Source organism: Mucilaginibacter boryungensis (assembly GCF_015221995.1).
In the GTDB taxonomy this organism is placed as follows: domain Bacteria; phylum Bacteroidota; class Bacteroidia; order Sphingobacteriales; family Sphingobacteriaceae; genus Mucilaginibacter; species Mucilaginibacter boryungensis.
In genome coordinates, this window is the sequence record NZ_JADFFM010000002.1 from 1,108,060 (window position 1) to 1,131,445 (window position 23,386).

The following is a 23,386-nucleotide window of genomic DNA, read 5'->3' on the forward strand; positions in this document are numbered from 1 at the left end:
AAAACGCCCTTTTATACGCAGCAATGATTTTTCAAAATCATAACAAGATGAGCTTAAGGATTATTGCTTACTCTTTAACAGCCTAACCCTTCCTTGAAAGCGGATATAAATTACAAATATTTTGAAACGATTATTGGGACATTGTAAAATAAAAAAACTTGTTTAGCTTAGTTCCATCGCTGTGCCTAACGCAGCTTAGTACTTAAAATTATCACAATGAGAAAAACATTCCTGTCCCGGGCATTGCTATGCCTATGTCTTTTTGTTAGCCCATTTTTCGCTCATGCACAATGGTCGGGTAATAATCTCTTATCAGACTTGAACACCTGGTCATCACAACCGGGCTATATCAGCTGGCACGGTACTACAACCAATACACCCACCAGCACCGGTTATGGTACAGGTATGCAATCGGTGTTAGCAGCAGATCCCAGGTTTGGTACACAGTTGGTCCAGCCCTTGTGGGATAATAATTTATATTACCGGCAGAATTCGGCAGGAGCATGGACAAGCTGGTATAAGGTCTGGTCTACGGCCAATTTTGATCCTGACGAATGCCTTGAAAGATCAGTGTCCAATATCAGCGCTGCTGGCAGTGCTGATGCTTTTTTTAACGGTTATACTTTCGCTTACAAATCTACAGGTGCGTCCTGGAATGGTTCGCTTATCAGCTACGGTGGTTTTGGCGCGAGTTATGATACACAAATCAGTTCAGATTATGGCCCAGATGGCGGCAAACATATTTCCTTCAGGACAAGGAACGGGGATGTTCCTGCCCACTGGAACCAATGGTACGAACTTTGGAATAGCGGCAATTTGAACCGCAGTGATGCGGATTTTGCCGCGCAAACGGTAAACTGCACCAATGTTTATGCCGGAGGCAACCTCTGGGCAAAGGAAATAAGGGTCGCGGTAAATAACCCGTGGGCCGATTACGTTTTCACACCGAAGTACGTTTTGCGGCCACTGGCTGAGGTAAGATCATTTATTCAAAAAAATCACCGGTTGCCGGAAATGCCTTCAGCACAACAAGTATCGAAGCAAGGGATCAACCTGGCCAACATCGTGACGCTGCAAACCAAGAAGATCGAAGAATTGACTCTGTACCTGATCGAGAAGGATACAAAGCAACAAGCGCAACAAAAGGAAATCGACGAATTGCGTAAGCAAGTCGAAACCTTATTGCAAAAGAAACCGTAGAAGTATAGTTAGTATCAATCTATCATAAACTCTTATCACATCATGAAAAAACACTTTATGGCAGCAATTGCTGTTATCTCTTTAGTCCCTTTTGTTTCAAAAGCACAGTGGCAGGGCACATCACCTGTATACTATACTGGAGGATATGTGGGCATCGGCACCCCAAACCCGGTGGGAACGCTGCATGTTAAACAGAATACATATGACTTGTTAACTTCAATGTATTCGTTCGATATTGGTTTGGGTGGGGCACCAGGAGGTTGGGCACGGGCTTTTCGCGTAGTTAACTCGGCTAATTCAAATGGGCAGGATGGTGGCGCATTCGGAGTTACAGGCGCCGGTACCACACCCAGTTACACGTATATGGCCATTCCTACATCTGACCCCACAGGTTATGATTCACCAAAAATATTAGTACTTGACAACAATGGCAAAGTCGGCATTGGTACCACGAATCCGATATCGAAATTGCATATCAATACCAGCTCATCATTAGCCTCTTTTGCTACCATAGGGAATAACGATAATGGTGTTTTACTTGGCGTTAACAGTGGAGGGGGAACCCCCGCAATTTATACATATAGTGGCAAAGGAATGATTTTCGGAGGCGATTATAGCAGTAATCCGTCTATACAAATGGTAATTAGCAATACTGGCAAAGTCGGCATTGGCACCACCACTCCAGATGAACTACTCTCGGTAAATGGCACTATTCATTCCAAAGAAGTGAAAGTTAATTTAACCGGCCTGCCAGATTATGTTTTCAAAACAGATTATCACCTGCCAACCCTGGCTGAAGTAAAAAGCTATATTGATAAAAACAGTCATTTACCTGAAATGCCATCTGCTCAAGAAGTAGAAAAGAATGGGCTTAGCCTGGGTGAGATGAATAAGCTTTTATTGAAGAAAGTGGAGGAGCTGACTCTGTATTTGATCGAGCAAAAAAATGAATCGGATAAAAAAAACGAACAGCAACAGCGACAAATAGATGCCCTTGTTAAGCAATTGGAAACACTAATTAAAACTTCCCTGACAAAAAATAATTGACAATATCCTGCTTGTTATGAAAAAACTTTACAGTCTTTTAATTTGTTTATTAATACTAAGTGCCAGCCTTAGCTATGCACAAACTAGTTCCGATAAATCATTAATACCTCCTTCTCCCAACACCGCGTCATTATTAAAATACGCTCAAATACCTGTAAGTAAATATACCGGTTTACCCAATATCAGCATACCCTTATACACGATTCAGTCCGGTTCCCTGTCATTACCTGTCAGTCTGTCCTACCATGCTTCAGGTATAAAAGCCTCCGAAGAAGCTAGTTGGGTTGGATTAGGCTGGTCTTTAAATTGCGGCGGCGTTATCGGCCGTTCGATACGAGGCAAGGACGATATGGTTGGGTCTGGGTTTATCGGATCGCCCGCAGTAGACTCCGGTTATGGTAACGGCTATTGGGCGGGTACCGCAGGAATTGGGCTTCCGGCAGCTGAACAGGCTTTGACACAGGTATATGGAGGTACTTTTGATTCTGAACCGGATCTGTTTTATTTTAACTTCGGAGGTTATTCCGGGAAGTTTTATATACCACAGCAGGAGCATTCCAACGGAATGGTTTATGCTGTAGAATTAGATCAGAAAAGTGACCTGAAAATATTACTGGATTATAATCAAAAACGGTTCACTGTCACCGATGGAAAGGGCATTAATTATTACTTTGGCACACGCGAATATGGTTTTTCAGAAAGTTTACCGGTAACAGAAAGCGCGGGAAGTGATATTGCACAACTAACTTTAACCGGAAATGATTGCCCTGATAATAAATCAATTAATTCATGGTACCTGGATTCTGTTGCGGCACCTGCCGGGGATAAGATTATTTTTCATTACACGGTACCCGCTGATTGCGGTGGTATCGCAAGCCCCACCTCTCTCAGTGAAACCTACTATTACCGGTATATCAATGACCCATCGGTAGTTCAACACGTCGTAGATTATTATAATTTATCACGTTCGGTTACCCAGGAGGTAGTTTTGGTCGGGGTGACATTCAAAAATGGGCATGTTGATTTTAATATCAGCCCAAGAACAGATGCTGCGGGATTTGAAGGATATACTCCGTCCCGCCTTGATTCTATGTCCGTTTACGCAAATAATAACGTTAACCCTTTAAGGTCAGTGAAATTCAATTATAGCTATTTTTCTGACAGGCTTAAATTAGATTATCTGTATGTGGATAATAAGCCTTATCATTTTAATTATAATGAAACAATGGCGCTACCATCCAAACAAACCAAGTCAGTAGACCATTGGGGGCTTTATAATGGTGCCGGAAATAGCAAACTCGTTCCGAAAACCTATTTCGACAGTGAAGATATTTTGATAGATAATGGTGGCAACCGGGAAGCCGATTCAGCCCGCGCACAAATAGGTATACTAACTCAAATAGATTATCCAACCGGCGGATCGGTCAAGTTTGATTATGAGCTAAATGATTTTGGAGGGAACCCTCCGATTTATGCAGGCGCGGGCGGCCAGATCGAATCAAATACAGGTTTCTATCCGTCTAATCCAAGCGTGCCATTTATTCAAAAGGATTTTTATGTGCCGCGTGAAACTACAGTTACTTTTTCGGGATCTGCCCAACAAGGGCTGGACTGTAGTCAAATGCCCAGCAGCCCTGGTGAAAACGAGGCATTTGCCTTGTTGGTAGCTATACCCGATTCTGCGGCAACAGGGTATTCGAGTATCGAACAATATTCACCCAGTGAATACATTAAAGCGTTGTTTTATGAAAATTGCGCAACTGCCAGCTATAAAACATACAATATAAAAGTACAACCAGGATGGTACCGGATCATTGCCGAGTCCGATTATTCGCACACCGTGGCTGATGTTAGCCTGGGATATAGGAATATTATCGGAAGCAAGCCCGGAGGGACTAGCGGAGGGGGTTTGCGTGTAAAGCGGATTACGGCAACGGATGCCAATCAACATACAATGATTAATAAATATATATACCGGGACATTGCCGATGCGACAACGTCATCCGGGGTTTTAATGACCACACCCATATATAAAGATGCATTTTCCATCCCTTTATTTAGTAGCTGGGTCGGTAGTCTCGATGGCCGGAGTGCTTATGCAGGCACATTTATTGAATATCGCTCTTCCAGTGTCCTGCCCCTTAGTACCGCCGCGCAGGGTGGTTACATTGGGTACAGTTATGTAACGGAATTGTTTGGTGAAAACGGTGAAGGGGGAAAGAAAATAAGCAGTTTTATGAATGGGAATTATGGGTCTTCTTATAATGCACCGCCAACGGAACAAATTAGTAATGGGCTTTTATTAACAGAATCGACGTTCAAAGCAACGGGCGGTATCCTTCAGAAAGTAGAAAATAATTATACAGATTATGGCCCCGCCCAGAAAACATTTTGGGGAATGACCTACCAAACACCGCCTTTTATATTTGACTTGCCCCGTACGGAGGATTTCTGGGGGAGTGGTGCGGACATTCCACCAGATGGCCTGGCGGCGGTATATTATATTAAAAGTTACCCTGTTTATTGTAATTGGTACCGGTTAATTAATACAACGACCAGCGATTACACACCGGCGGGTAATCATGTGAACTATATTTCTTACGATTATAATGCCACAAACAGGCAGGTATCCCGGTCTACCGTTAATCAAAGTGACGGTTCCAGAATAACTACAAAATATAAGTTTCCGGTAGATTACAGCAGTTCTGCGGGTAGTATTTTTAGTGCCATGATTGCTGCAAATCAGATTGAATCACCCGTGGAGGTGCAAAAATGGCGGGAAGTAGGAACAACGGATAGTTTGCTAGCGAGCACAGTAACCGAATACAAGTATTTTGCCGGCAACAAATTTATCAGCCCTTATAAAACATACCAGTTAAAGACCGTACTACCGTTGAGTAATACTACGGTTGGAGAGTCTTCCCCGGCGACCGGGCCTTTTAATAGCCTGCTATTTAACAATAGCTATTATGATTTGAAAAATGAGTTGGATTATGACAATTACGGCAACCCGGTGAAAATGATCGCTAACGGTCAGCAGACGAAGGCTTATCAATGGTCGTATAACAACCAGTATCCCATCGCCGAGTGCAAAAACGCGTCCAACACTGAGTTTTATGTACAGAACTACGAGGAGACGGGCGGTACAGCAGGGTCGGCGCATACAGGCAACAAATATACCACCAACACCTCTGTGAGTTGGACTGCGCCGAACAGCCGGGCTTATGTTATTGATTACTGGTATTTGGATGGGGCTACGTGGAAGTACAAACAGGATAGTTACACGGGCAGCAGTTATACCATGACCGGCGGTTCAGCCTATGACGATGTACGCATTTACCCGAGAGACGCGCAGATCACCACGTACACCTACGAGCCCTTAGTAGGTATGACGAGTATGACGGACACGAAAGGTCAGACGACCTACTACGAGTACGACAGCTTCCAGCGCCTAATCAACATTAGGGACCAGCAGGGGAATATTGTCAAACACACGGACTATCATTACGCCAACCAATAACCTGAACCGTTATGAAAAGCAAACTTTATCACCTTATCATTGCCGGGTTGTTGGGCAGTATGCCATTCGCCGCATTGAAGGCGCAAACGTATGTGGCCGCTCCGGTGACCGGCACGATCACTTCCGGCGAGTATTACCATAATACGAGCATAACGATCAGCGCCACGACGACGATCAGCCCGGGAATAGGACAGGCAGTGCACTATTATATCGGCGCGCCGGATTGCGTACCGCTGGCTACGGCACTGAGTGCTAACCAGAACTATATCCGCACCATCACGCCACGGATAGGTGGGCTGACTACTGACAGCCAGCTCAGCGGGCTGGGCACTTGTGATGCACTGCAAACCGTGCAGTATATCGACGGTTTGGGCCGGCCGCTGCAAACGGTGCAGGTAAAGGGCAACCCGCTGGCCACGGCCGACGTAGTGCAGCCGGTAGCGTACGACCAGTTTGGCCGGGAAGCGATGAAGTATTTGCCTTATACCGCAACAGGCACACCGGGGGCCTACCGCGCTGACGCATTGACCGGGGCACAAAACACTTTTTATACCACACCGTCCTCAGGGGTAGCCACCATAACCGCGCCTTTCGCCCAAACGGTATTTGAACCTTCGCCGCTAAACCGGGTGCTGGAACAGGGCGCGCCGGGCAGCACGTGGCAGCCAGCTGTTAACCGCACCACCACGGCAGGGCGCACAGTGGTCATGGATTACCTGACGAACAACAGTACTGCCCTGACCGATACGGCCAATACCCGGTTGGTCGCCTTATATACAGCTGCCATTAACACTGACGGCAGCCGGACCTTAAGCCGGGCTAACAGCAATACGGCCACTTACGATGCTAACCAGCTGACCGTAACTGTCAGCAAGGACGAGAACTGGACCAACGGCCGGGGCGGGACAACAGAAACCTATACCGATAAGGAAGGGCATGTGGTATTGAAGCGTACGTTCAACTATAAGAACAGCGCGCTGGAAATACTGAGCACCTATTATGTCTACGACGATTTGGGGCAGCTGGCCTTTGTGCTGCCGCCGGGTGCTGATCCGGACAATACCGCAGCCATTAGCCAAACCACCCTGGATAACCTGTGCTACCAGTACCGTTACGACGAGCGCAGCCGGCTGGTGGAAAAAAGGCTGCCAGGCAAAGGCTGGGAATATATGGTGTATAATACGCTGGACCAGGTGGTGGCCACGCAGGATGCCAACCAGCGCAGCCAGAACCAGTGGGTGTTCACCAAGTACGATGCTTTAGGCCGGGCGGTGATCAGCGGTGTCTGGGATAATGGCAGTACGGCTATTACCCGCGCCGATTTGCAAGGCATAATTAACGGTCAACCCACGCTGTGGGAAACTGCGCAAAGCAGCGGCAACGGCTATACAGCCAATGCCTGGCCTGGTAGCTGGACCAATACATTGGCGATTAGTTATTACGATGATTACAATATCCCAGGCCTGCCGTCAGCTTACAACCAGCATAATAGTTACAGCACGATGACGCGGGGGCTGGCCACGGCAAGCAAGACCGCTATCCTGAACCCCAATGGCAGCATCAGCAGCGATATGCTGTGGAAGGTGAACTATTATGACGACCTGGGACGTAACACCAAAACGTACGCGCAGCATTACCTGGGTGGCATAGTAAGTGATTATAATTACGACGAGATTAGTAGCACCTACGATTTTAGCAACGCCGTAACCACTACTGAAAGGAAGCATTACGCAAAAAACAGTGGTAATACGGCAGCTGTATTAGCCCTCACCCTAACCAACAGTTATGTTTACGACCATATGGGGCGCAAAACGGAAACGCACGAGAAAATAAACAACGGTGCTGATATCACCATTAGCAAAAGCGAGTTTAACGAGGTTGGGCAACTGTACGCCAAGCACCTGCACAGCACCAATGGCACCAGCTTTTTGCAGGATATTACCTATGGTTATAATGAAAGGGGCTGGCTGAAAACAAGCAGTGCAAACCTGTTTGCCATGCAGCTAAACTATAATGATGGCACCGCCAAACAATATAACGGCAATATAGCCGAACAGTATTGGGGGACGCCGGGCAGTTTAAGCAAAAACTATAGCTACACGTATGATGCCCTTAACCGGCTTACCGCCGGTAACAGTAATACCGCTTACACAGAAACGGGCATTACTTATGATAAGTCGGGGAATCTATTAACCCTTAACCGGGCAGGCGGTGCCAACGCGGTAACATTAAGCTATGACGGCTATACCGGCAACCAGCTAACCTCGGTAAAGAACGGCGCGGCACAATACCGCAGTTATGGTACTTATGACGGTAACGGCAACGCGCCATCGGACGGACAAGGGCATAGCATTGATTATAACCTGTTCAACCTGCCCCGGAACATAAGCAGCCTGAACCTTGGTTACACCTATGATGCAACCGGAAAAAAGCTCAGGAAGACCGTCAACAGCACGGTAACCGAATATATTGACGGCATCCAGTACACCGGCAGTAATATAGACTTTGTGCAAACGGAGGAAGGGCGTATACTGAACCCAACCGGCACACCGAACTACGAATATACCTTAACCGACCATCTGGGCAACAGCCGGGTAAGTTTCGACAGCAGCCATGGCGGATTGACGCCTACGCAGACCGATGACTATTACCCCTTCGGCTTAGTCTCTTCACAGCCGAATACAACTAGCCCCAAAAACAACTATCTTTACAATAAGAAGGAGTTGCAGGATGAACTGGGCCAGTACGATTACGGCGCAAGGTTCTATGACCCGGTGATTGGGAGGTGGACGAGTATGGATCCGTTGGCGGAGAAAGGGAGAAGATGGAGCCCCTATAATTATGGCTTTGATAACCCTATGCGGTTTACAGACCCCGATGGAATGTGGCCGGATTGGGGTGACGTTGTGGCATTTGGTAAAGGATTAGGCCAAAGTGCGGTAGGAAGCGTTACCGGAGTTTATAATGCTGTAAGACATCCAATAAATACTGTCAAAGCAATAGCCAGTCTTGGAACGACTGAAGGTGCAGTAAATATGACAATGGCAGCCGCTGGCGCTGTTCATAAGTTTAAAACTGGAAACTCCCGAGTAAAGGCCAATATGATTGGTAATGTCGTTGGAGACGTTGCACAATTAGCTATTGGAACAGGAGAAGTTAAGGTTGCGACTGAATCAGTGAAAGTAGCAGAAATTGCGGGTGATGTAGAAAAGGTTGGGGGTGTAGCGAATGACGTTAGTAAAGCAAATGATGCTTTTGTGGTTACTAAAGATGGCGTAGCATTGCCTAAAGGAGAAAAATATGCTATACCTGAAGGAATGGTTGAAAACCCTAATAGACCGGGTTCCTATGGTACGATGGAGAATGGTAAGTTTAAAGAACAATTGCGAATAGACCCAGCGACCCCTACAGGTAAAAAAGGCCCTGAGGTAAGTCATTATCACTTAGACGGTGGCAAAGAACACCACGTACCAAATGGTAATGATCCTGGATTCAATAATCACTAATATGGATTTCAACGAAATTGAATGGCACGATTGCGTGTTGCGAAATATCTACATAGACAGGAGTAATCCCGGATATCAAGATATAGTTAAATTGAGCATAACGACACCAGACTCAAAGAAATTGAGTATAACGTTTGAAGATGTTTATCATGCTGATTTAAACTTGAACTTTAATGTTATAGCTGAAGAAACTATTAGGTCAGCAGAGATTAATTATTCAAGCGATGCTCTTAAAACCATAAAGGAAAAATGGAGACAGTTAAGCGCAGAAGTAAGTACACTAAAGCAGTTTGAAATAACTACAAACTCTACTAATAGTACAATTACAGTTTATGCGCTAAAGTGCCATATTGACCACGATGACGACTTAGCTAATGCTTAACAATGACAAGCCCCTTAACCGGGGCTTTTTTTATTAAAGACAATGAGAATAACAAAGGATGAAACTAAGATAGTTGGTCATTGGATATTTGACGGCTCAAAAATGATAGCTGATGAAACTTGTAAGCGCATTGATTGGTTGCGAAATAACTATCTGAAACTAATATCGACAGACGGGTCCGGTTGGCTAAACCTATATCAAGACCCGGAAGATAAAAGATATTGGCAGCTTAACTTTGAACATGGTGAAATGCAAGGCAGTGGGCCTCCAACTTTAATATTGCTATCAGAATCAGAAGCTAAAGACAAATATAATGTTTGACAACGAAAAGCCGCTTAATCGGGGGTTTTTATGAATGAGCGTAAGCCTTTTGCGCTTTAGTATCTCGTAGAATGGTATCTATCAAGAAAAACAGCTTCTCCTTAACCGCAGGGCTTAAATCTTCAATATCCTGCAAACGTTGCACAGTCTTTTTATCAAAATGGGCATTAATGTGGACGTTCCGGGCATATGTTACACCCTATTCCGTGGCAAAATTGACCACCCGTTTGCTGGCAAAGAGATGCCGCAGATGCATCGGTAGCATGACCAAATATAGCGATTTCGCCTTTTCCCCCATCAATACTCCAATTCAGAATTCCTGCTCCGCTCTCTATTAATCGACTTGCCTTGCAACTCAACAACTTTGTTCTCTGAGCTGTTTAGCGAGCCCACAGTGCCCTTAATTGCCCTTTCCGATGCTGTCACAGTCCAATGGATCTTCCAGAGCCTGGAGGAGGTTCCTTTTATTTCAACAGCTTCGGGGATTGTCGAGGGCGATCATAACGCGTTAACTGCAAATCAGGGGGTGGTCAGTTTGCTCCGGAATACCCTGGTCAGTTTGAACCCGGAATGGGTGGTCTCTTTAAACCGGAATCAGGTGGTCAATTTGAGCGGATTCTCCAGCGTTTCCTATTGACATAACACTAAGATCGTTTGCGCCATATAATTGGTTTGGCGGAGGGTTTAAGGGTGACGGTGAAAATCGAAGATTCACTACAAATCCCAATGCGCCCTCAAAGCTTAATGCGAGGGTTCGGGTGGAGACAGATGATAATTCTATCAAAAGTATAAGCGGCGGAGCCGCTATAAGCAAAGGTGGGTTTGGTCTTTGGTCAGCGCGCTCGCCTACCGAGGTAGAGGCAAGCATGTCCGGGAATACTCTAACAATGAACAGTCAGGCTGGAAACCACGCAGCAATACCATTTTTTGATACCAAGGTTGGCAAATGGACGAATGAGGATATTGATAATGACGCAAAGTTGAAGTTTGCAATATCTAACGGAAAAGATGGGACACAGATTTTAAATATTTCCGGCTCGATAACAGGTGATCACTTTCCTGCAGGAGAGGGTTTCGCGACTGATGCCAAAGGGAACTCTGTTTTTTTAGGTGTCTCAAATGCAGGAAGCTGGTCTCTTAATTCAACCTTTGCTCCTTATTTCGGATTGGCTGGACATGGAGATGCACTGATGTCAACAGTCAATGTTTCGATTGTTGTTAACAAAGACGGTATATTTACAGGGGTAATTGGTGCTGATGGAAAAACTATTAATATAAAGGAGTGGAACAAGACCTTTGAAAATCAGCGAACCACACCGTACTCGCAAAGTGTAGGAATGACAATTAAATAATTTTATGAAAAAAAAGCTTACTATAATTATAGCCTTGGTTTTCTTTGTGTCTTGCAAATTTGCAGAAAAGGAATCTTATATTTTCCCTGAAGGCTTTGTTGGTAATGCAATTATATTTACTAATCTAAGGAACGGTGATGAAGAAGTATACGATCATGAAGGGCGTAGATTATACTTAATTTCAACCTCAGGTCTCTTACTCAGCCGTTTTAAAGAAACTTATGGGGTGATCGATAAGAAGTTTTTTTTTGGAACAAAGCATAAATTAAATAGCGAAATTAAAGGAGTTGAGCCACAGGATAACATTGAATCTCTAGATAAAGAAAAAACATATGCTTTTTACGGAAATGATGAGACTATTACATTTCCAAATAGCAGAGACACATTGGGTGTACAGGTAATCACCATTTGTAAACCAAAAGATCTGACTTCTTTTAAGGATGATTTATTTGTAAAACGCATTTTAGGGATCAGATAGTGTTTGTGTAAATGAATATTTGTAGAAAAAAAAGGTTAACTAAAGTTGATTTTTTTCGTATAAATATTTATTAAATTACGCTGGTACAATTAACAATATGAAACCTTACACAATTTTGATTCGCAAGCGGCTGGACGCATATACTTTGACCGAAATATTAGTTGTACTGGTTATCATTGGTATTCTGGTATTATTAGCCCTGCCCAATTTGCTGCCCTTAATCACTAAGGCGAAGAGCACCGAAGCTAAAGTGCAACTGGAACATATCCAGACCCTGGAAAAAAATTATTTTTTTGAGCATTCCAAATATTCTAAAGATTTAGCCGAAATAGGTTTTGTTCAGGAAAAGTTGAGTACGGAAGCTAACGGGCGCGCGAACTACCGGATAGAAATTACGGATGCCAGCATTACGGGGTTTACCGCAAAGGCCACCGCTGTGGTGGATTTTAACGGTAACGGAACCTTTAATGTATGGTCGGTCGACCAGGATAAGAATATCAAAGAAGTTATTCCCGATTAACGTGTTATTACTCCTAAAAATATCAATTTCCGTCTCGTTGCTTATGATCTTTGTGCAGGATATGAAAAGCAGGGCGGTTTACTGGTTTTTATTCCCCTTGCTTGCCGCTTTTTTTATTAGCTGCTATATGTTGCAGCATCATGATTGGGATGGCTTATTGTTAATGGCCGGTGGCAATATAATTTTCTTGATAATACAGTTGCTTGTAATTTCCGCATGGTTGTCATTCAGGCATCAGCAATGGATAAATATCACCAACGGTTGGCTGGGGTTAGGGGATGTTTTGTTTCTGGCGGCCCTAACGTGTTGCTTTTCTATTTCAAACTATATCCTGTTTTATGTAGGCAGCCTTATTACTGTTTTAACTATTTGGACATTCGGACAACAATTGCGGATTAATAAGAAACGGCATATTCCGTTAGCGGGTTTACAAGCCTTGCTATTAATTGGTGTTTTAATTTTTTGTTGGTTTCATGAAGATATCGACCTCACTTCTAATAACTGGCTGCTAAAAATATCAAGATGAAGGACGCAGTTGAAGATATCCGGTTGCTTTCCGACCAATTACACTGGCTTACCAAAGAACAAGCCTGGCATTACCGCGTATTGCCAAAATCAAAAGACCAGCATACTTTTAACCTGTATTGCGATGAAGCGGTCAACATGAAAGATGTAGCTGCCGAACTGGAAATGCTGTTTGGGTTAATTATTAATTTACAGCCACTTTCTTCAGAACAAATAGCTAGGTTATTATCGCGCCATTATCTCCGTGAAGTAGTGACGGCTGGCCAGCAGCAATTTCAGCTGTCTAACCATAAAGATGATTTTTTAGCTGACCTGATCCATGAAGCCAAAAGCTTAAAAAGCAGCGATATCCATATTGAAAGCTATGAAACTAAATGCCGAGTGCGGATACGTATCGACGGCATGATGGTGGAAAGATTTTTATTGGAAAGGGATGATTATCCCGCGCTGGTCAACAAAATCAAGATATTGGCCAACCTGGATATCGCCGAAAAAAGGCTCCCGCAGGATGGCAGGATCAATTTCAAACACCACCAGCAACAGTTTGATATCAGGGTTTCCGTATTGCCTACCTTACACGGCGAGAAAGTGGTGCTCCGCTTGTTAAGTAACGATGCTACCGAGATTGACCTGAACAAACTGGGTTTTTCGGCTTTTGACCTTGACAACTATCTGCAAGGGGTTAAAAGGCCCAACGGCATCGTGCTGATCAGCGGACCTACGGGGTCGGGCAAAACGACCACTTTATACGCGACGTTAAAGCTATTAAATAAAGAGACGCGAAATATTCTAACTATAGAAGACCCGGTAGAATATACCTTAGAAGGGATCAACCAGGTGCAACTCAAGGAATCGATCGGCTTATCGTTTGCGGCTACACTACGCACATTTTTGCGCCAGGACCCGGACATTATTATGGTAGGGGAGATCAGGGACGTGGAAACGGCCAATATGGCTATCCGCGCGGCCTTAACAGGACATTTGGTTTTATCTACCATACATACGAACTCTGCCTGGGGAACGGTATCGCGCCTGATCGATATGGGCGTACCACCGTTTTTAGTGGCCAGTACCTTAAACACTACCGCCGCGCAGCGGCTGGTGCGCTTGCTTTGCCCGCATTGCAAGAAGGAACAAAAACTGGATGTTAGCTTATATCCCAAACAATTCAAACCTTATCAGCCGGTAACAACGCATTATGTGCCTCATGGCTGCGACCAGTGTTATTATACCGGCTATAAGGGTCGGAAAGCGGTTTACGAGATCATTCCCCTGGACCAGGAGCTGGCGCATGAGATTAAAAACGGGAACATGTATATCCAGGACCAGCTGGCTGAGCGCAGCATACAAACACTGGCAGAGAACGCCTTTCGTTTATTCAGCGGAGGGTTAACTTCGCTGGAGGAAATATACCCGCTACTATTTAATTACTAAACCTTTTATGATAAAAAAATACGCTGTTTTATTTTTATTGGTGCTGCCTTTCCTGCACTGCCTCGCGCAAACACCCGACAGAATAAGTGTGATCGAGGAAAGACTGAATAGTTTAGCTGCCACAGTTCCGGGGTTGAAGCAAACGGTTCAGTTTTCTGTAACCAATGTTTCGCTGCAGGATTATTTATCCGCCTTAGCCAAATCTAACAGCTTGAGTATCAACGTCGATCCTAAAATTAATATTAGGGTAAACAACAATTTAAATAATGTTACCGCGATCAACGTTTTAGTATTTTTGGCAAAGGCCTATAACCTGGATATTACCACGGTTGGATCGATCTTAATGATTACGCCTTACCAGGACCCCTCGTTATCGCTAAAGCCGCCGCTCAAGGAAATCAGCGCCAAATATGACCAACTGACAAACACGCTGTCTTTTGAATTAAGCAATGACAGCCTGGTAGCTGTCGCTCGAAAGATCACCCAGGTTTCCGGTAAAAACTTAGTGGTGCCTTCCGGTTTGCAGGGAAAAAGGATTTCGGGATTTATAAAAAGTGCGGCTTTTGATGCGGCGGTGGAAAAGCTGGCTTTCTCCAACGACATGAAAATGGTCAAAACCGGGGACAGCTTTTACCTTTTCCAGGCATTGTCCGAGGGTGAGGAGCTTTATGTAAATGGCGATAAAAATACGTCGGTCAGGCGTAACTTTAAGCCGGCAGGGGGCACTTCAGGCGGTAATATCAACTTGTTCACTAAAATGGTGGCCGGACAAAAGCTGATCTCGGCTGACGCGACCAATACCCCGTTAGCTGACCTGGTAAAGGCCGCCTCGCAGGAGTTAGGTAAAAATTACTTCCTGTACAGCGATATTAAAGGGAATATCACCACGCATATTACCGATATTAGTTATGATAATTTTCTAGGCGCTTTATTCCAGGGGACTGACTATACCTATCGAGAAGAGAACGGGATTTACTTAATAGGTGACCGAAAGCTGGAGGGGCTGCGCGCGCAAAAAGTGATTCAGCTACAAAACCGCTCTATGGATACCGTATTGGCAATGATTCCCGCCGAATGGAAAAAGGGAGTGGAGATCCATGAATTTCGCGAACAAAACACGCTGTTACTTTCGGGGTCGGGGCCGCAGATCAATGAGATACAGTCCCTGGTTAAACAGATCGACCTGCTGGTGCCGATGGTGATGATTGAAGTAACGATGGTGGATATTAACAAGTCACGTACAACGGCTACCGGTATCAAACTGGGAGTGGCAGACAGTGTTAAAACGGGCGGCACCATATTACCTGGGGTTAACTTTACGTTCGGCGCGGCGTCCATCAATAATTTACTGGATAAATTAGGCGGTTCCTATATGAACCTGGGCCATGTCGTCCCCAATTTTTACGCGACGATCAGCGCCCTGGAATCCCATGGTAATGTCGAAGTGCATTCTATCCCGAAATTGACTACACTCAATGGGCATACCGCTTCATTGAGCATTGGTAATACACGCTGGTATCTGATACAGACACAAAATGTGCTACCATCAATATCTACCCCTACCATAAACTTTACCCAGCAATATAATAAGATCGATGCCAATATGGTGATCAATATTAAACCCATGGTTTCGGGCGATGACCAAATTACGCTGGGCATTAAAATAGATATCACCGATTTTATAGGCACACCGCCGGTCAATGCCCCGCCGCCAACCTCAACAAGTAAATTCGAATCACTAATTCGTGCGCATAACGAAGATATGATCGTACTGGGCGGTTTAGAGCGGACGGTGGAAAGCGATGATAGTTCCGGTACACCAATTCTTTCACGCATACCTATATTAAAATATATTTTTAGTACCCGCACCATCACCAAGTCGAAAGTGGTAACGCTGGTATTTATTAAACCCACGATCCTTCGTTAAATGTTAAGGCAGTTGTATCAGTTAAAGCAGGCGGCGGGTATCGCTATCCAGGTGCAAGCGGATGGGACACCCGTGGTTAACGCCTGTTTACTTGATTTAAAGCATCAACAGTTAGCCATTGAAAAGAAATTGCCGGATGTTAAAAGTTTGGAACAACTGCCTGCAAACTTATCGACTAAAGCTCTGATCGCTTTAAACTTATCAGGTAAAGGGGTGTTGACCAAACAGCTGGCGGGTACCGAAACCATTACCGCTGCAAATTTTAACGCGGTACTGCCTAACGGCAATATCGGCGATTTTTATGTACAGCAGGTGGTATCAGGTGCGTCATCCTTTGTTGCTATTATTCGCAAAACCGAAGCTGATCAATGGTTTGAAAGATTTATAGCGTTGGGATACCAGCCGGTCCATTTAAGCCTGGGGCCATTTCCGCTGCTTCCGCTCGTCCCCGAATTAAACTTTTATGGCGAAACCATTCTTTTTGACAGTCACGAAATCACGCGAAGTCCAGCCGGCGAATGGTCAAACTATACCTATAATCCTATGGCCAGAGCCAGCGGTAAGATCAAACTGCAAACCGAGGTGATCGCTGAAAATCTGCTTTTGCCTTATGCCGCGGCATTCCAATTGATATTACAGGATAAGGTAGCTCCTGTTTTAGCGCAGGCCGCTCCTTACCATGACCTGTTAACAAAAAAACTGGAGGCACAAAAGTTTAGGGCAAATGCTTCCATCATATTGATTGTGTTTTTTTTAATGCTCTTAGCAAATTTTATGATTTTTAGCTGGCTGAACTCTTCCAACAATGAGTTGAATAATAAGCTGAATCAGACTTTGCAAAGTTCAAATGAGTTAAAAGTGAATAGGGAGCATATCAAAGAAAATGAAGCGCTGTTGCAAGAGCTTGGCTGGGACAATAATCGGAATAAAGCTGGGTTAGTGGATCAGATAGCCGGACTATTGCCGGCTGAAGTTATTCTGACCGATATCAATATCAACCCACCCAATGCGGCGGCGAGCCAGCAAGCTAAATCACTGGTGTTTACCAATCACATGATCAAAATAACTGGTCAATCCGAAAAACTATTACCGGTCAACGAATGGATCGCCCGGATAAAAACAAAATCCTGGGTCAAAGGTGCAGCGCTGGAAAACTATAATTTTAATAACGAACTGAATACCGGGGTATTCGCCTTAACTGTCAGCTATTGAACGCCATGAAAAAATCCTATTTGTTAATTGGCGGTTCTTTATTGCTGTTGCTGATAGGCTACCAGTTCGCTTTTAAAACCACGCTGGCGATGTGGCAGGAACATACGCAATTAGCAGCGCAGTTAGTACCAACCGCCGATATGAGCGTCCAGCCTGCTTATTTATGGCGTAAAAGTGCCAATTTAGATAAGATCATCAAAAACTATAAGCTGGACTCTGCAGTATTCCGGAATAATGTAATTAACCGGGTGTCTGCTCTCGCCGAGATAAACCACGTGAAATTGACGGGCGTCCCCATGGATGACCCGCTCTACCATACGCCGCATTTTATTATCCAAAAGTTAATTTTTACAGGTGATTTTTTTGACTTGCTGAAAATGGTTAATCAACTGCAAAATACAAATGGTATAGGTATGCTGCGCTCGGTGGCCTGGAAGCAGGAAAAAAGCCAATTTCGGGAAATGAAATCAAAAAAATTGGATCTGGAAGTTTTTTTGGAAATCTACAGATAATCCTGCTGGATATCTTATTCATAATTATAATTTTAAGTGTAAGTGAACAACACTACCTTAACAATTTTGTTTATAAATCGCAACAACAATCTATTTCAAACTCCTTATTTAAAGATCAAGTTCATTTAATGTCACTTTTAAAAGATAAGCATTATTTTAAACTACCTATTTCTCTTGTACCAAATGGTTTACGGGTATGATGAGTTTCACTAAATTGAGGCGCAACTATTTCCTTCCCCCAAATCTTCTGACCAGCTCGTTTAGGATTGTCTTTAAAATGTTGATTCCGTGCTTTAAAATGAAGATCGATGGCTTGCCGGCATTCATCCATTGATTGATAATCACTATTGTGTATAACGGCTTTCGCGAGACCACTAAACACGGATTCAATGACATTCAAATATTGAGTACAGGATGGTAAAGGAACCAGCTGCAATTCCGGCGTTTGATGTTGTTTCCTATAGTCCAAACTATTACAATCCCGCAGGTGGTCGGTCAAAGCCGTGGAGTTATGCCAACTTGCAGCATCCCAGGAAATGTACAAACGCTCTTGATCTTTATACTGGATGGATAAAATGTTTAACAATTTTATCATCTCGGTGGTGTTCTTTTTCCAGGAATAAAAGTGAGTTATTTGATTTGTCGATAGTTCTAATGCGGCCGTGCAAATAATGTAACCTTTACTTTTTTGTTCTAGTGGCACTTCTTTGGGTTTTGCTGAATGATGCTGTAGTGTACGGCCACCTTTAAGGCGAACTGACGTTGGCCCAAACTCGTCTATGGAAAAGAATTTTTCTGTTGATTTTAGTTGTTGTAATATATCCTGAATGTTTTGAACTTTGATCCTATAGTCCGGGTCCGGACTTATCAGCATATCACGGGACTTTTTAAATCCAAATCCCAATAAATGAATCGTCCGGTTAATGGACATATAGTTGCATCTATCATCCTCATACAACTTATGGTACACTTGTGTGATAGCCTGGATAGACCAGCTTGCCCTATTAACTTGATATTGCTTAGGCGACTCATGCAATAATTTAACAATTCTAGCCTTACGAGATTGCACTCTTTTTTTGATAACTGGGTTTTGTTTTCGAGGCGCAATTACTAATCCAGTTAGGCCATCCAGATCATATTTTGCCATCCATCTTCTAACGGTAGCGGCATCAGTATCTGCCTTATGCCTTATCAATTCAAGCGAGGCGCCTTTTAATGCTTGTTCGATGAAAATGACTAGTTGCCATTCCCTGTGACCGGGAGATGTTCGCCACTCATTCAATAATTTCACATCTTCTTCACCCAGTGGTTTTATCCAGGGAACAGGATGTTCGGTTACATTCTCGGGCACCCACTTTTGGAAAATGATCTTAAAGGGGCTATATGTATATCCCTGCGGACAAATTTTTTTGTAAATATGCCACACAGGCATTGCTTTAAGAGAACGACCACCTGCAATAGCAACCAATAATGGCAATAGGTGTATTAATTCGTTATAGACCGGGCTGGGCCGATGTGATTTAGGTTCGTTGGGCATGTAGAAGTTCATATCATGTAACTTTTCAGGAAAATGCTTCTTTATTATTTTGTAGCGCTCGGAGTACTTTGTAACCGTTGATCTGGAGACCTTCAAATCAATTGCTGTATTCGCAATTTGGAGTGTCCCTTGAATAAAACGCTTCCTGATAATGTTCAGCTTAACCTTGGGTATATTTTGTCGGTACATCCAGCAAGTTAAACATTGCCATCTAATAAAGCTTTTTTTACGGCAATCATGTTGGCCTGCATTCTTGAATAAAGCCACTCATAATGTGAACAAAGGTTAAAAACTAAGGTATTATATTCCTTGTATAGTGGCTCCTGCTCTGTTGACGGAAGTTGTTTTATCTGTTCAGACATATCAATGACGGCGAGGTAATACTTTTGGGTCTTTTTGTTCGCCGCCCATATTTCATCAACCTGAAACGGAAGCTCGTAGTAAATACTTACCAAATTATACTTCCAGTTCTCTGCATTTATTTTTTCTGATAAACTGTTTAACTTCTCCATTTCTTTGTTCAGAATGGTTAAACTTTTTTTGCTTCTTGAATCAGTGCGATTTTTCCAATAAGCAATGTTCTTTTGAATCATTGCCATTACCTCACCATTCATAAAATAGAAGTTCTCACCGATCTCAATCTTCTTGTTTCTAAACTGGTTTTTTAAATCTTGTTTACACTTGCGCCTGTCGTTGATGAAGCTGAACAGGCCAGTCATCAGTTGCGTTAACAGCGCACCAGCTAACCCGGAGAAAGCCGTCCATATCAACAAAGTTTCTTTTGAGCTCATAATCAATTATTTCCATTTAAACGATGGAATCATCAATATAGTTTCACATTTGCTAATTTTTTTAGTATAGATTTGTATAAAGAACAAGGTCATGGAAGATTATAAAGTAACAGTAACAAATGGCTTAACTATCGTTGAGCACAGGGAATCGGTTTTAAAATGAAAGTGTTTAAGGACGATAAGAAAGAATTTAACGGCGAGACTGCATTTCTGGAAGCAACTCTGTATAAAGAAACCACCTCGTATGTACCATGTTGCAGTTTCGTTAATACTTCGCTTCCCGCTTGGTTTTTTTCAACCAGGCGAACGCTCGTAACACTCAATCTGACACAGCCAATCGTTTGTCTTGTCCGGCCCGCCTTCGCCGAAGCAAAAGGCTGCTCAACTGTCACAGATGCTTGATTGTTGCAATGCTACCCGCATTGCTCAAGCACTCCGCCAATTGTTTGTCGCAGATACTTAGCAGTCGCCTTTCAGGCTTTTTCTGCAAAGACCTTTTGCTTTGCTCGCACCAACTTCACTTTGTTTCGTTGGTTTACACTCACGAAAAAATTAATCACTGACACACCTTTGCCACCATTTGGCAATTCTCCCCTACCGATATTTGTTATTAACTAAAAGACATTCTTTAATATTAAACAAAATGCACTTAACCATTGCGCAATTGAAGAAAACTATTTAGCTTAGTTTATCACTGTACCTAACGCAGTGGTATTACTTAAATCTATCACAATGAAAAAAATCTACGTCCGCTCAATTATTAAAAAGTTGTTTGTAGCCGTTGTTGCGCTATGGCTTATTTGTAACTGTGTTTATGCACAAAGCCCTACTTACACGGATTATTCTCCCCTGGTATTTTTAAAAAGAAATACGCCAGATGGCGGGTTTGCATCAGGTATACAGACCCAATTATCTGACGGTACAAACCTTTGGTATTTTGGGACTATTCAAGGAGATCGCTGGTCAGTTAGTAAAGGCGATTACCAAGGCGAAAATTAACCGTTACGAGTGCGGGTAATGTTGGTATTGGCACTACAAGTCCTCCACGCAAACTTACCATATCAAATAACGGAGCCGAAGGATTGGAAATTGGACCAGGTAATCTCGTTGGGGATGCTGCTAATGCGGTTAGCTCGATCTATTACAATAGAAGTACAAGCTCGTATATTGATAACGTGCAGTTTGCTGGATCTCACCGTTTTATGATCGGTGGACTATCAACACCCTCGATCTTCATTAATTCGTCTGGCAATGTGGGCATTGGAACGACCAATCCACCAACTGTTGGGAATTATGGCGTGCTTGCCATAAATGGAAGAAGTCCTAGTCAAGGCGGTTATTTATCGTTAATGAATAACGGAACAGAGCTGGGATCCCTGGCAGCTAATAGCCAGCTCAATATTGAGGCTGCTACAGACATAGTGACCCAATTTTATACCGGCAGTACACCCACTATGCAAATTACGGCGGGAGGCAATATGCTGCTGGGAAAGATCTCCCAAGCGAATGCCTCCTATCTGTTGGATGTTAACGGCAAGGCACGGTGTAACGAAGTAGTTGTCAACACCACGGGAGCAGACTTTGTATTTCAACCAGGTTATAAACTCAACACGCTTGCTGACATCGAAAAATACGTTCAGGCCAACCACCACTTGCCTGAAATACCCTCTGCACAGGAAATGGTCGCCGATGGCTTGAAGGTAGGCGAGATGAACAAACTGCTTTTGATGAAAGTAGAGGAGCTAACCCTCTACCTGATTGAGAAGGATAAAGAAGTAAAACAACAACAAGCAGCCAGTCAAACCCAGCAAAGCCAAATCGACGAATTGTGCAAGCAAGTTGAAACTTTATTGAAAAAGAAACCGTAGAAGTATAGTTAGTATCAATCTATCATAAACACTTATCACATTATGAAAAAATCCTTCCTGACGGCGATGGCTGTTATCTCTTTAATTCCTTTGGTTTCAAAAGCACAGTGGCAGGGCACGAACCCTGTTTATTTTAACGCCGGAAATGTTGGTATTGGTATCACAACGCCAATGGCGAAGCTTGAAATAAATGACGGGAATGGTACTGGAGTTATCGCGTATTTTGGAGCAAACGGGATTTCAAATGCAAAAGGTATTTACTTTAGCCGCCCATCAGTAAATACAAACCCAATAAATATTCAAGGAACACTGTCTGGTATTGGTGCCAACGATATTTCAATGCAGGCCGAAGGCGGCAACGTAGGTATCGGTACAACCAGCCCAACCTCAACTATTCAAGTTGCATCCTTTAACACGAGCTATCCTGCCGCCTATTTCTATAATTATGCCGCCACCGGATCGAGTAGAGGCTTAATTGTGGAGGGTGGATCAAATTCATCTGATTATTCATCCGATTTTAGAAATAAAACTGGCAATAGTTTATTATTTATTCGTGGAGATGGCAATGTTGGCATGGGTACAACCAGTCCGAATGCTAAATTGCAAGTTTATGGAACCGCAGTATTTTCTGGTAACACTGCTAATATTGACCCTGCCGGTGGCCAAAGCCTTAATTATCTTGCAAACTCGGGGCAGGCACTTTTGGGCTGGAATAGAACAGGTGGCAGAGGAGAAACTGATTTTATAAGTAATCAGGGGGCGGGAAGCATTGGAGGATTTACCTTTTATAATCATAATAACTCTAATGTTGAAACTGAATTATTGGAAATACAAGGCAATGGTAATGTCGGCATTGGTACAACCGATCCCGCAGGTTATAAATTAGCTGTAAACGGCAATATCCGGGCTAAAGAAATTAAGGTGGAAACAGGCTGGTCGGATTATGTATTTTATCCCACGTATAAACTGCTCCCGCTGGCAGATGTAGCAAAATACATCAAAACCAATCAGCATCTGCCTGACGTGCCGTCTGCCGGCGAAGTAGCTAAAAACGGAATCAATGTAGGAGAAACAAATGCATTGCTATTGAAAAAAATTGAAGAATTGACTTTGTATTTGATTGAGAAGGACACGAAAGATAAAGAAAAAGACGAAAAGCTAATTGATCAACAAACGATGTTACTATCTCAACAAAAGGAGATTAATCAACTGCGCAGGCAATTCGAAACCTTATTGAAAAAGAAACTGTAAAAG

General features: G+C 43.5%; 19 protein-coding genes. 17 read left to right on the top strand and 2 right to left on the bottom strand.

The window, feature by feature from the left end:
• Positions 1-216 precede the first annotated feature (216 nt).
• From IRJ18_RS17825 to IRJ18_RS17890, 14 genes are all read left to right on the top strand, one after another.
• On the top strand, positions 217-1,200 hold the full coding sequence (locus IRJ18_RS17825; protein WP_194107649.1) for a hypothetical protein: 984 nt from the start codon (positions 217-219) through the stop codon (positions 1,198-1,200).
• Between the two features lie 42 nt (positions 1,201-1,242).
• Positions 1,243-2,247, top strand: coding sequence for a hypothetical protein (locus IRJ18_RS17830; RefSeq protein WP_194107650.1), 1,005 nt, complete (start codon positions 1,243-1,245; stop codon positions 2,245-2,247).
• Between the two features lie 16 nt (positions 2,248-2,263).
• Positions 2,264-5,767 (top strand): RHS repeat domain-containing protein, encoded by a 3,504-nt coding sequence (locus tag IRJ18_RS17835; protein ID WP_194107651.1) that lies wholly within the window; start codon positions 2,264-2,266, stop codon positions 5,765-5,767.
• An 11-nt stretch (positions 5,768-5,778) separates the two neighbouring features.
• Positions 5,779-9,273 (top strand): DUF6443 domain-containing protein, encoded by a 3,495-nt coding sequence (locus IRJ18_RS17840; protein ID WP_194107652.1) that lies wholly within the window; start codon positions 5,779-5,781, stop codon positions 9,271-9,273.
• Position 9,274: 1 nt separating this feature from the next.
• Positions 9,275-9,655 carry a hypothetical protein gene (locus IRJ18_RS17845; RefSeq protein WP_194107653.1) on the top strand — a complete coding sequence of 127 codons (381 nt, stop codon included), beginning with the start codon at positions 9,275-9,277 and terminating at the stop codon, positions 9,653-9,655.
• 42 nt (positions 9,656-9,697) lie between these two features.
• Entirely contained in the window at positions 9,698-9,976 is a 279-nt protein-coding gene (locus tag IRJ18_RS17850) for an Imm27 family immunity protein (RefSeq protein WP_194107654.1), read from the top strand.
• A gap of 887 nt (positions 9,977-10,863) precedes the next feature.
• Complete coding sequence (locus IRJ18_RS17855; RefSeq protein ID WP_194107655.1) at positions 10,864-11,328, top strand: hypothetical protein; 465 nt, start codon at positions 10,864-10,866, stop codon at positions 11,326-11,328.
• A gap of 4 nt (positions 11,329-11,332) precedes the next feature.
• Positions 11,333-11,806 carry a DUF6843 domain-containing protein gene (locus IRJ18_RS17860; RefSeq protein ID WP_194107656.1) on the top strand — a complete coding sequence of 158 codons (474 nt, stop codon included), beginning with the start codon at positions 11,333-11,335 and terminating at the stop codon, positions 11,804-11,806.
• 97 nt (positions 11,807-11,903) lie between these two features.
• The gene (locus IRJ18_RS17865) at positions 11,904-12,326 is read left to right on the top strand and encodes a type IV pilin protein (RefSeq protein WP_194107657.1); all 423 of its coding nucleotides are present in this window, start codon (positions 11,904-11,906) and stop codon (positions 12,324-12,326) included.
• A 127-nt stretch (positions 12,327-12,453) separates the two neighbouring features.
• Positions 12,454-12,852: a hypothetical protein gene (locus IRJ18_RS17870; RefSeq protein WP_194107658.1), complete on the top strand. Its 399-nt coding sequence runs from the start codon at positions 12,454-12,456 to the stop codon at positions 12,850-12,852.
• The gene (locus IRJ18_RS17875) at positions 12,849-14,285 is read left to right on the top strand and encodes a GspE/PulE family protein (protein ID WP_194107659.1); all 1,437 of its coding nucleotides are present in this window, start codon (positions 12,849-12,851) and stop codon (positions 14,283-14,285) included. The genes IRJ18_RS17870 and IRJ18_RS17875 overlap by 4 nt, the downstream gene beginning before the upstream one ends.
• 7 nt (positions 14,286-14,292) lie before the next feature.
• Entirely contained in the window at positions 14,293-16,212 is a 1,920-nt protein-coding gene (locus IRJ18_RS17880; RefSeq protein WP_228072936.1) for a type II secretion system protein GspD, read from the top strand.
• A complete protein-coding gene (locus IRJ18_RS17885; RefSeq protein ID WP_194107660.1) occupies positions 16,213-17,424 on the top strand; it encodes a hypothetical protein in 1,212 nt (403 codons plus the stop codon).
• A gap of 5 nt (positions 17,425-17,429) precedes the next feature.
• A complete protein-coding gene (locus tag IRJ18_RS17890; RefSeq protein ID WP_194107661.1) occupies positions 17,430-17,936 on the top strand; it encodes a hypothetical protein in 507 nt (168 codons plus the stop codon).
• A 151-nt stretch (positions 17,937-18,087) separates the two neighbouring features.
• On the opposite strand, the gene IRJ18_RS17895 is transcribed toward IRJ18_RS17890, so the two are convergent.
• Entirely contained in the window at positions 18,088-19,662 is a 1,575-nt protein-coding gene (locus IRJ18_RS17895) for an IS630 family transposase (protein WP_194107662.1), read from the bottom strand.
• Between the two features lie 8 nt (positions 19,663-19,670).
• The gene (locus tag IRJ18_RS17900) at positions 19,671-20,264 is read right to left on the bottom strand and encodes a hypothetical protein (protein ID WP_194107663.1); all 594 of its coding nucleotides are present in this window, start codon (positions 20,262-20,264) and stop codon (positions 19,671-19,673) included.
• A gap of 732 nt (positions 20,265-20,996) precedes the next feature.
• Between IRJ18_RS17900 and IRJ18_RS17905 the strand changes: the two genes are divergently transcribed.
• The 3 genes from IRJ18_RS17905 (at position 20,997) to IRJ18_RS17915 (ending at position 23,383) form a co-directional block, all read left to right on the top strand.
• Positions 20,997-21,263, top strand: coding sequence for a hypothetical protein (locus IRJ18_RS17905; RefSeq protein WP_194107664.1), 267 nt, complete (start codon positions 20,997-20,999; stop codon positions 21,261-21,263).
• Positions 21,264-21,346: 83 nt separating this feature from the next.
• On the top strand, positions 21,347-22,132 hold the full coding sequence (locus IRJ18_RS17910; protein ID WP_194107665.1) for a hypothetical protein: 786 nt from the start codon (positions 21,347-21,349) through the stop codon (positions 22,130-22,132).
• A gap of 42 nt (positions 22,133-22,174) precedes the next feature.
• Positions 22,175-23,383: an autotransporter outer membrane beta-barrel domain-containing protein gene (locus IRJ18_RS17915; RefSeq protein WP_194107666.1), complete on the top strand. Its 1,209-nt coding sequence runs from the start codon at positions 22,175-22,177 to the stop codon at positions 23,381-23,383.
• Positions 23,384-23,386 lie beyond the last annotated feature (3 nt).

Bases quoted from the DNA above. Each gene is read 5' to 3' on its own strand.
- IRJ18_RS17865 (WP_194107657.1), top strand. From the start codon at position 11,904: ATGAAACCTTACACAATTTTGATTCGCAAGCGGCTGGACGCATATACT.
- IRJ18_RS17850 (WP_194107654.1), top strand. From the start codon at position 9,698: ATGAGAATAACAAAGGATGAAACTAAGATAGTTGGTCATTGGATATTT.
- IRJ18_RS17890 (WP_194107661.1), top strand. From the start codon at position 17,430: ATGAAAAAATCCTATTTGTTAATTGGCGGTTCTTTATTGCTGTTGCTG.
- IRJ18_RS17915 (WP_194107666.1), top strand. From the start codon at position 22,175: ATGAAAAAATCCTTCCTGACGGCGATGGCTGTTATCTCTTTAATTCCT.
- IRJ18_RS17885 (WP_194107660.1), top strand. From the start codon at position 16,213: ATGTTAAGGCAGTTGTATCAGTTAAAGCAGGCGGCGGGTATCGCTATC.
- IRJ18_RS17835 (WP_194107651.1), top strand. From the start codon at position 2,264: ATGAAAAAACTTTACAGTCTTTTAATTTGTTTATTAATACTAAGTGCC.
- IRJ18_RS17855 (WP_194107655.1), top strand. From the start codon at position 10,864: ATGAACAGTCAGGCTGGAAACCACGCAGCAATACCATTTTTTGATACC.
- IRJ18_RS17860 (WP_194107656.1), top strand. From the start codon at position 11,333: ATGAAAAAAAAGCTTACTATAATTATAGCCTTGGTTTTCTTTGTGTCT.
- IRJ18_RS17825 (WP_194107649.1), top strand. From the start codon at position 217: ATGAGAAAAACATTCCTGTCCCGGGCATTGCTATGCCTATGTCTTTTT.
- IRJ18_RS17840 (WP_194107652.1), top strand. From the start codon at position 5,779: ATGAAAAGCAAACTTTATCACCTTATCATTGCCGGGTTGTTGGGCAGT.
- IRJ18_RS17845 (WP_194107653.1), top strand. From the start codon at position 9,275: ATGGATTTCAACGAAATTGAATGGCACGATTGCGTGTTGCGAAATATC.
- IRJ18_RS17875 (WP_194107659.1), top strand. From the start codon at position 12,849: ATGAAGGACGCAGTTGAAGATATCCGGTTGCTTTCCGACCAATTACAC.
- IRJ18_RS17905 (WP_194107664.1), top strand. From the start codon at position 20,997: ATGAAAAAAATCTACGTCCGCTCAATTATTAAAAAGTTGTTTGTAGCC.
- IRJ18_RS17895 (WP_194107662.1), bottom strand. From the start codon at position 19,662: ATGTACCGACAAAATATACCCAAGGTTAAGCTGAACATTATCAGGAAG.
- IRJ18_RS17870 (WP_194107658.1), top strand. From the start codon at position 12,454: ATGTTGCAGCATCATGATTGGGATGGCTTATTGTTAATGGCCGGTGGC.
- IRJ18_RS17830 (WP_194107650.1), top strand. From the start codon at position 1,243: ATGAAAAAACACTTTATGGCAGCAATTGCTGTTATCTCTTTAGTCCCT.
- IRJ18_RS17900 (WP_194107663.1), bottom strand. From the start codon at position 20,264: ATGAGCTCAAAAGAAACTTTGTTGATATGGACGGCTTTCTCCGGGTTA.
- IRJ18_RS17880 (WP_228072936.1), top strand. From the start codon at position 14,293: ATGATAAAAAAATACGCTGTTTTATTTTTATTGGTGCTGCCTTTCCTG.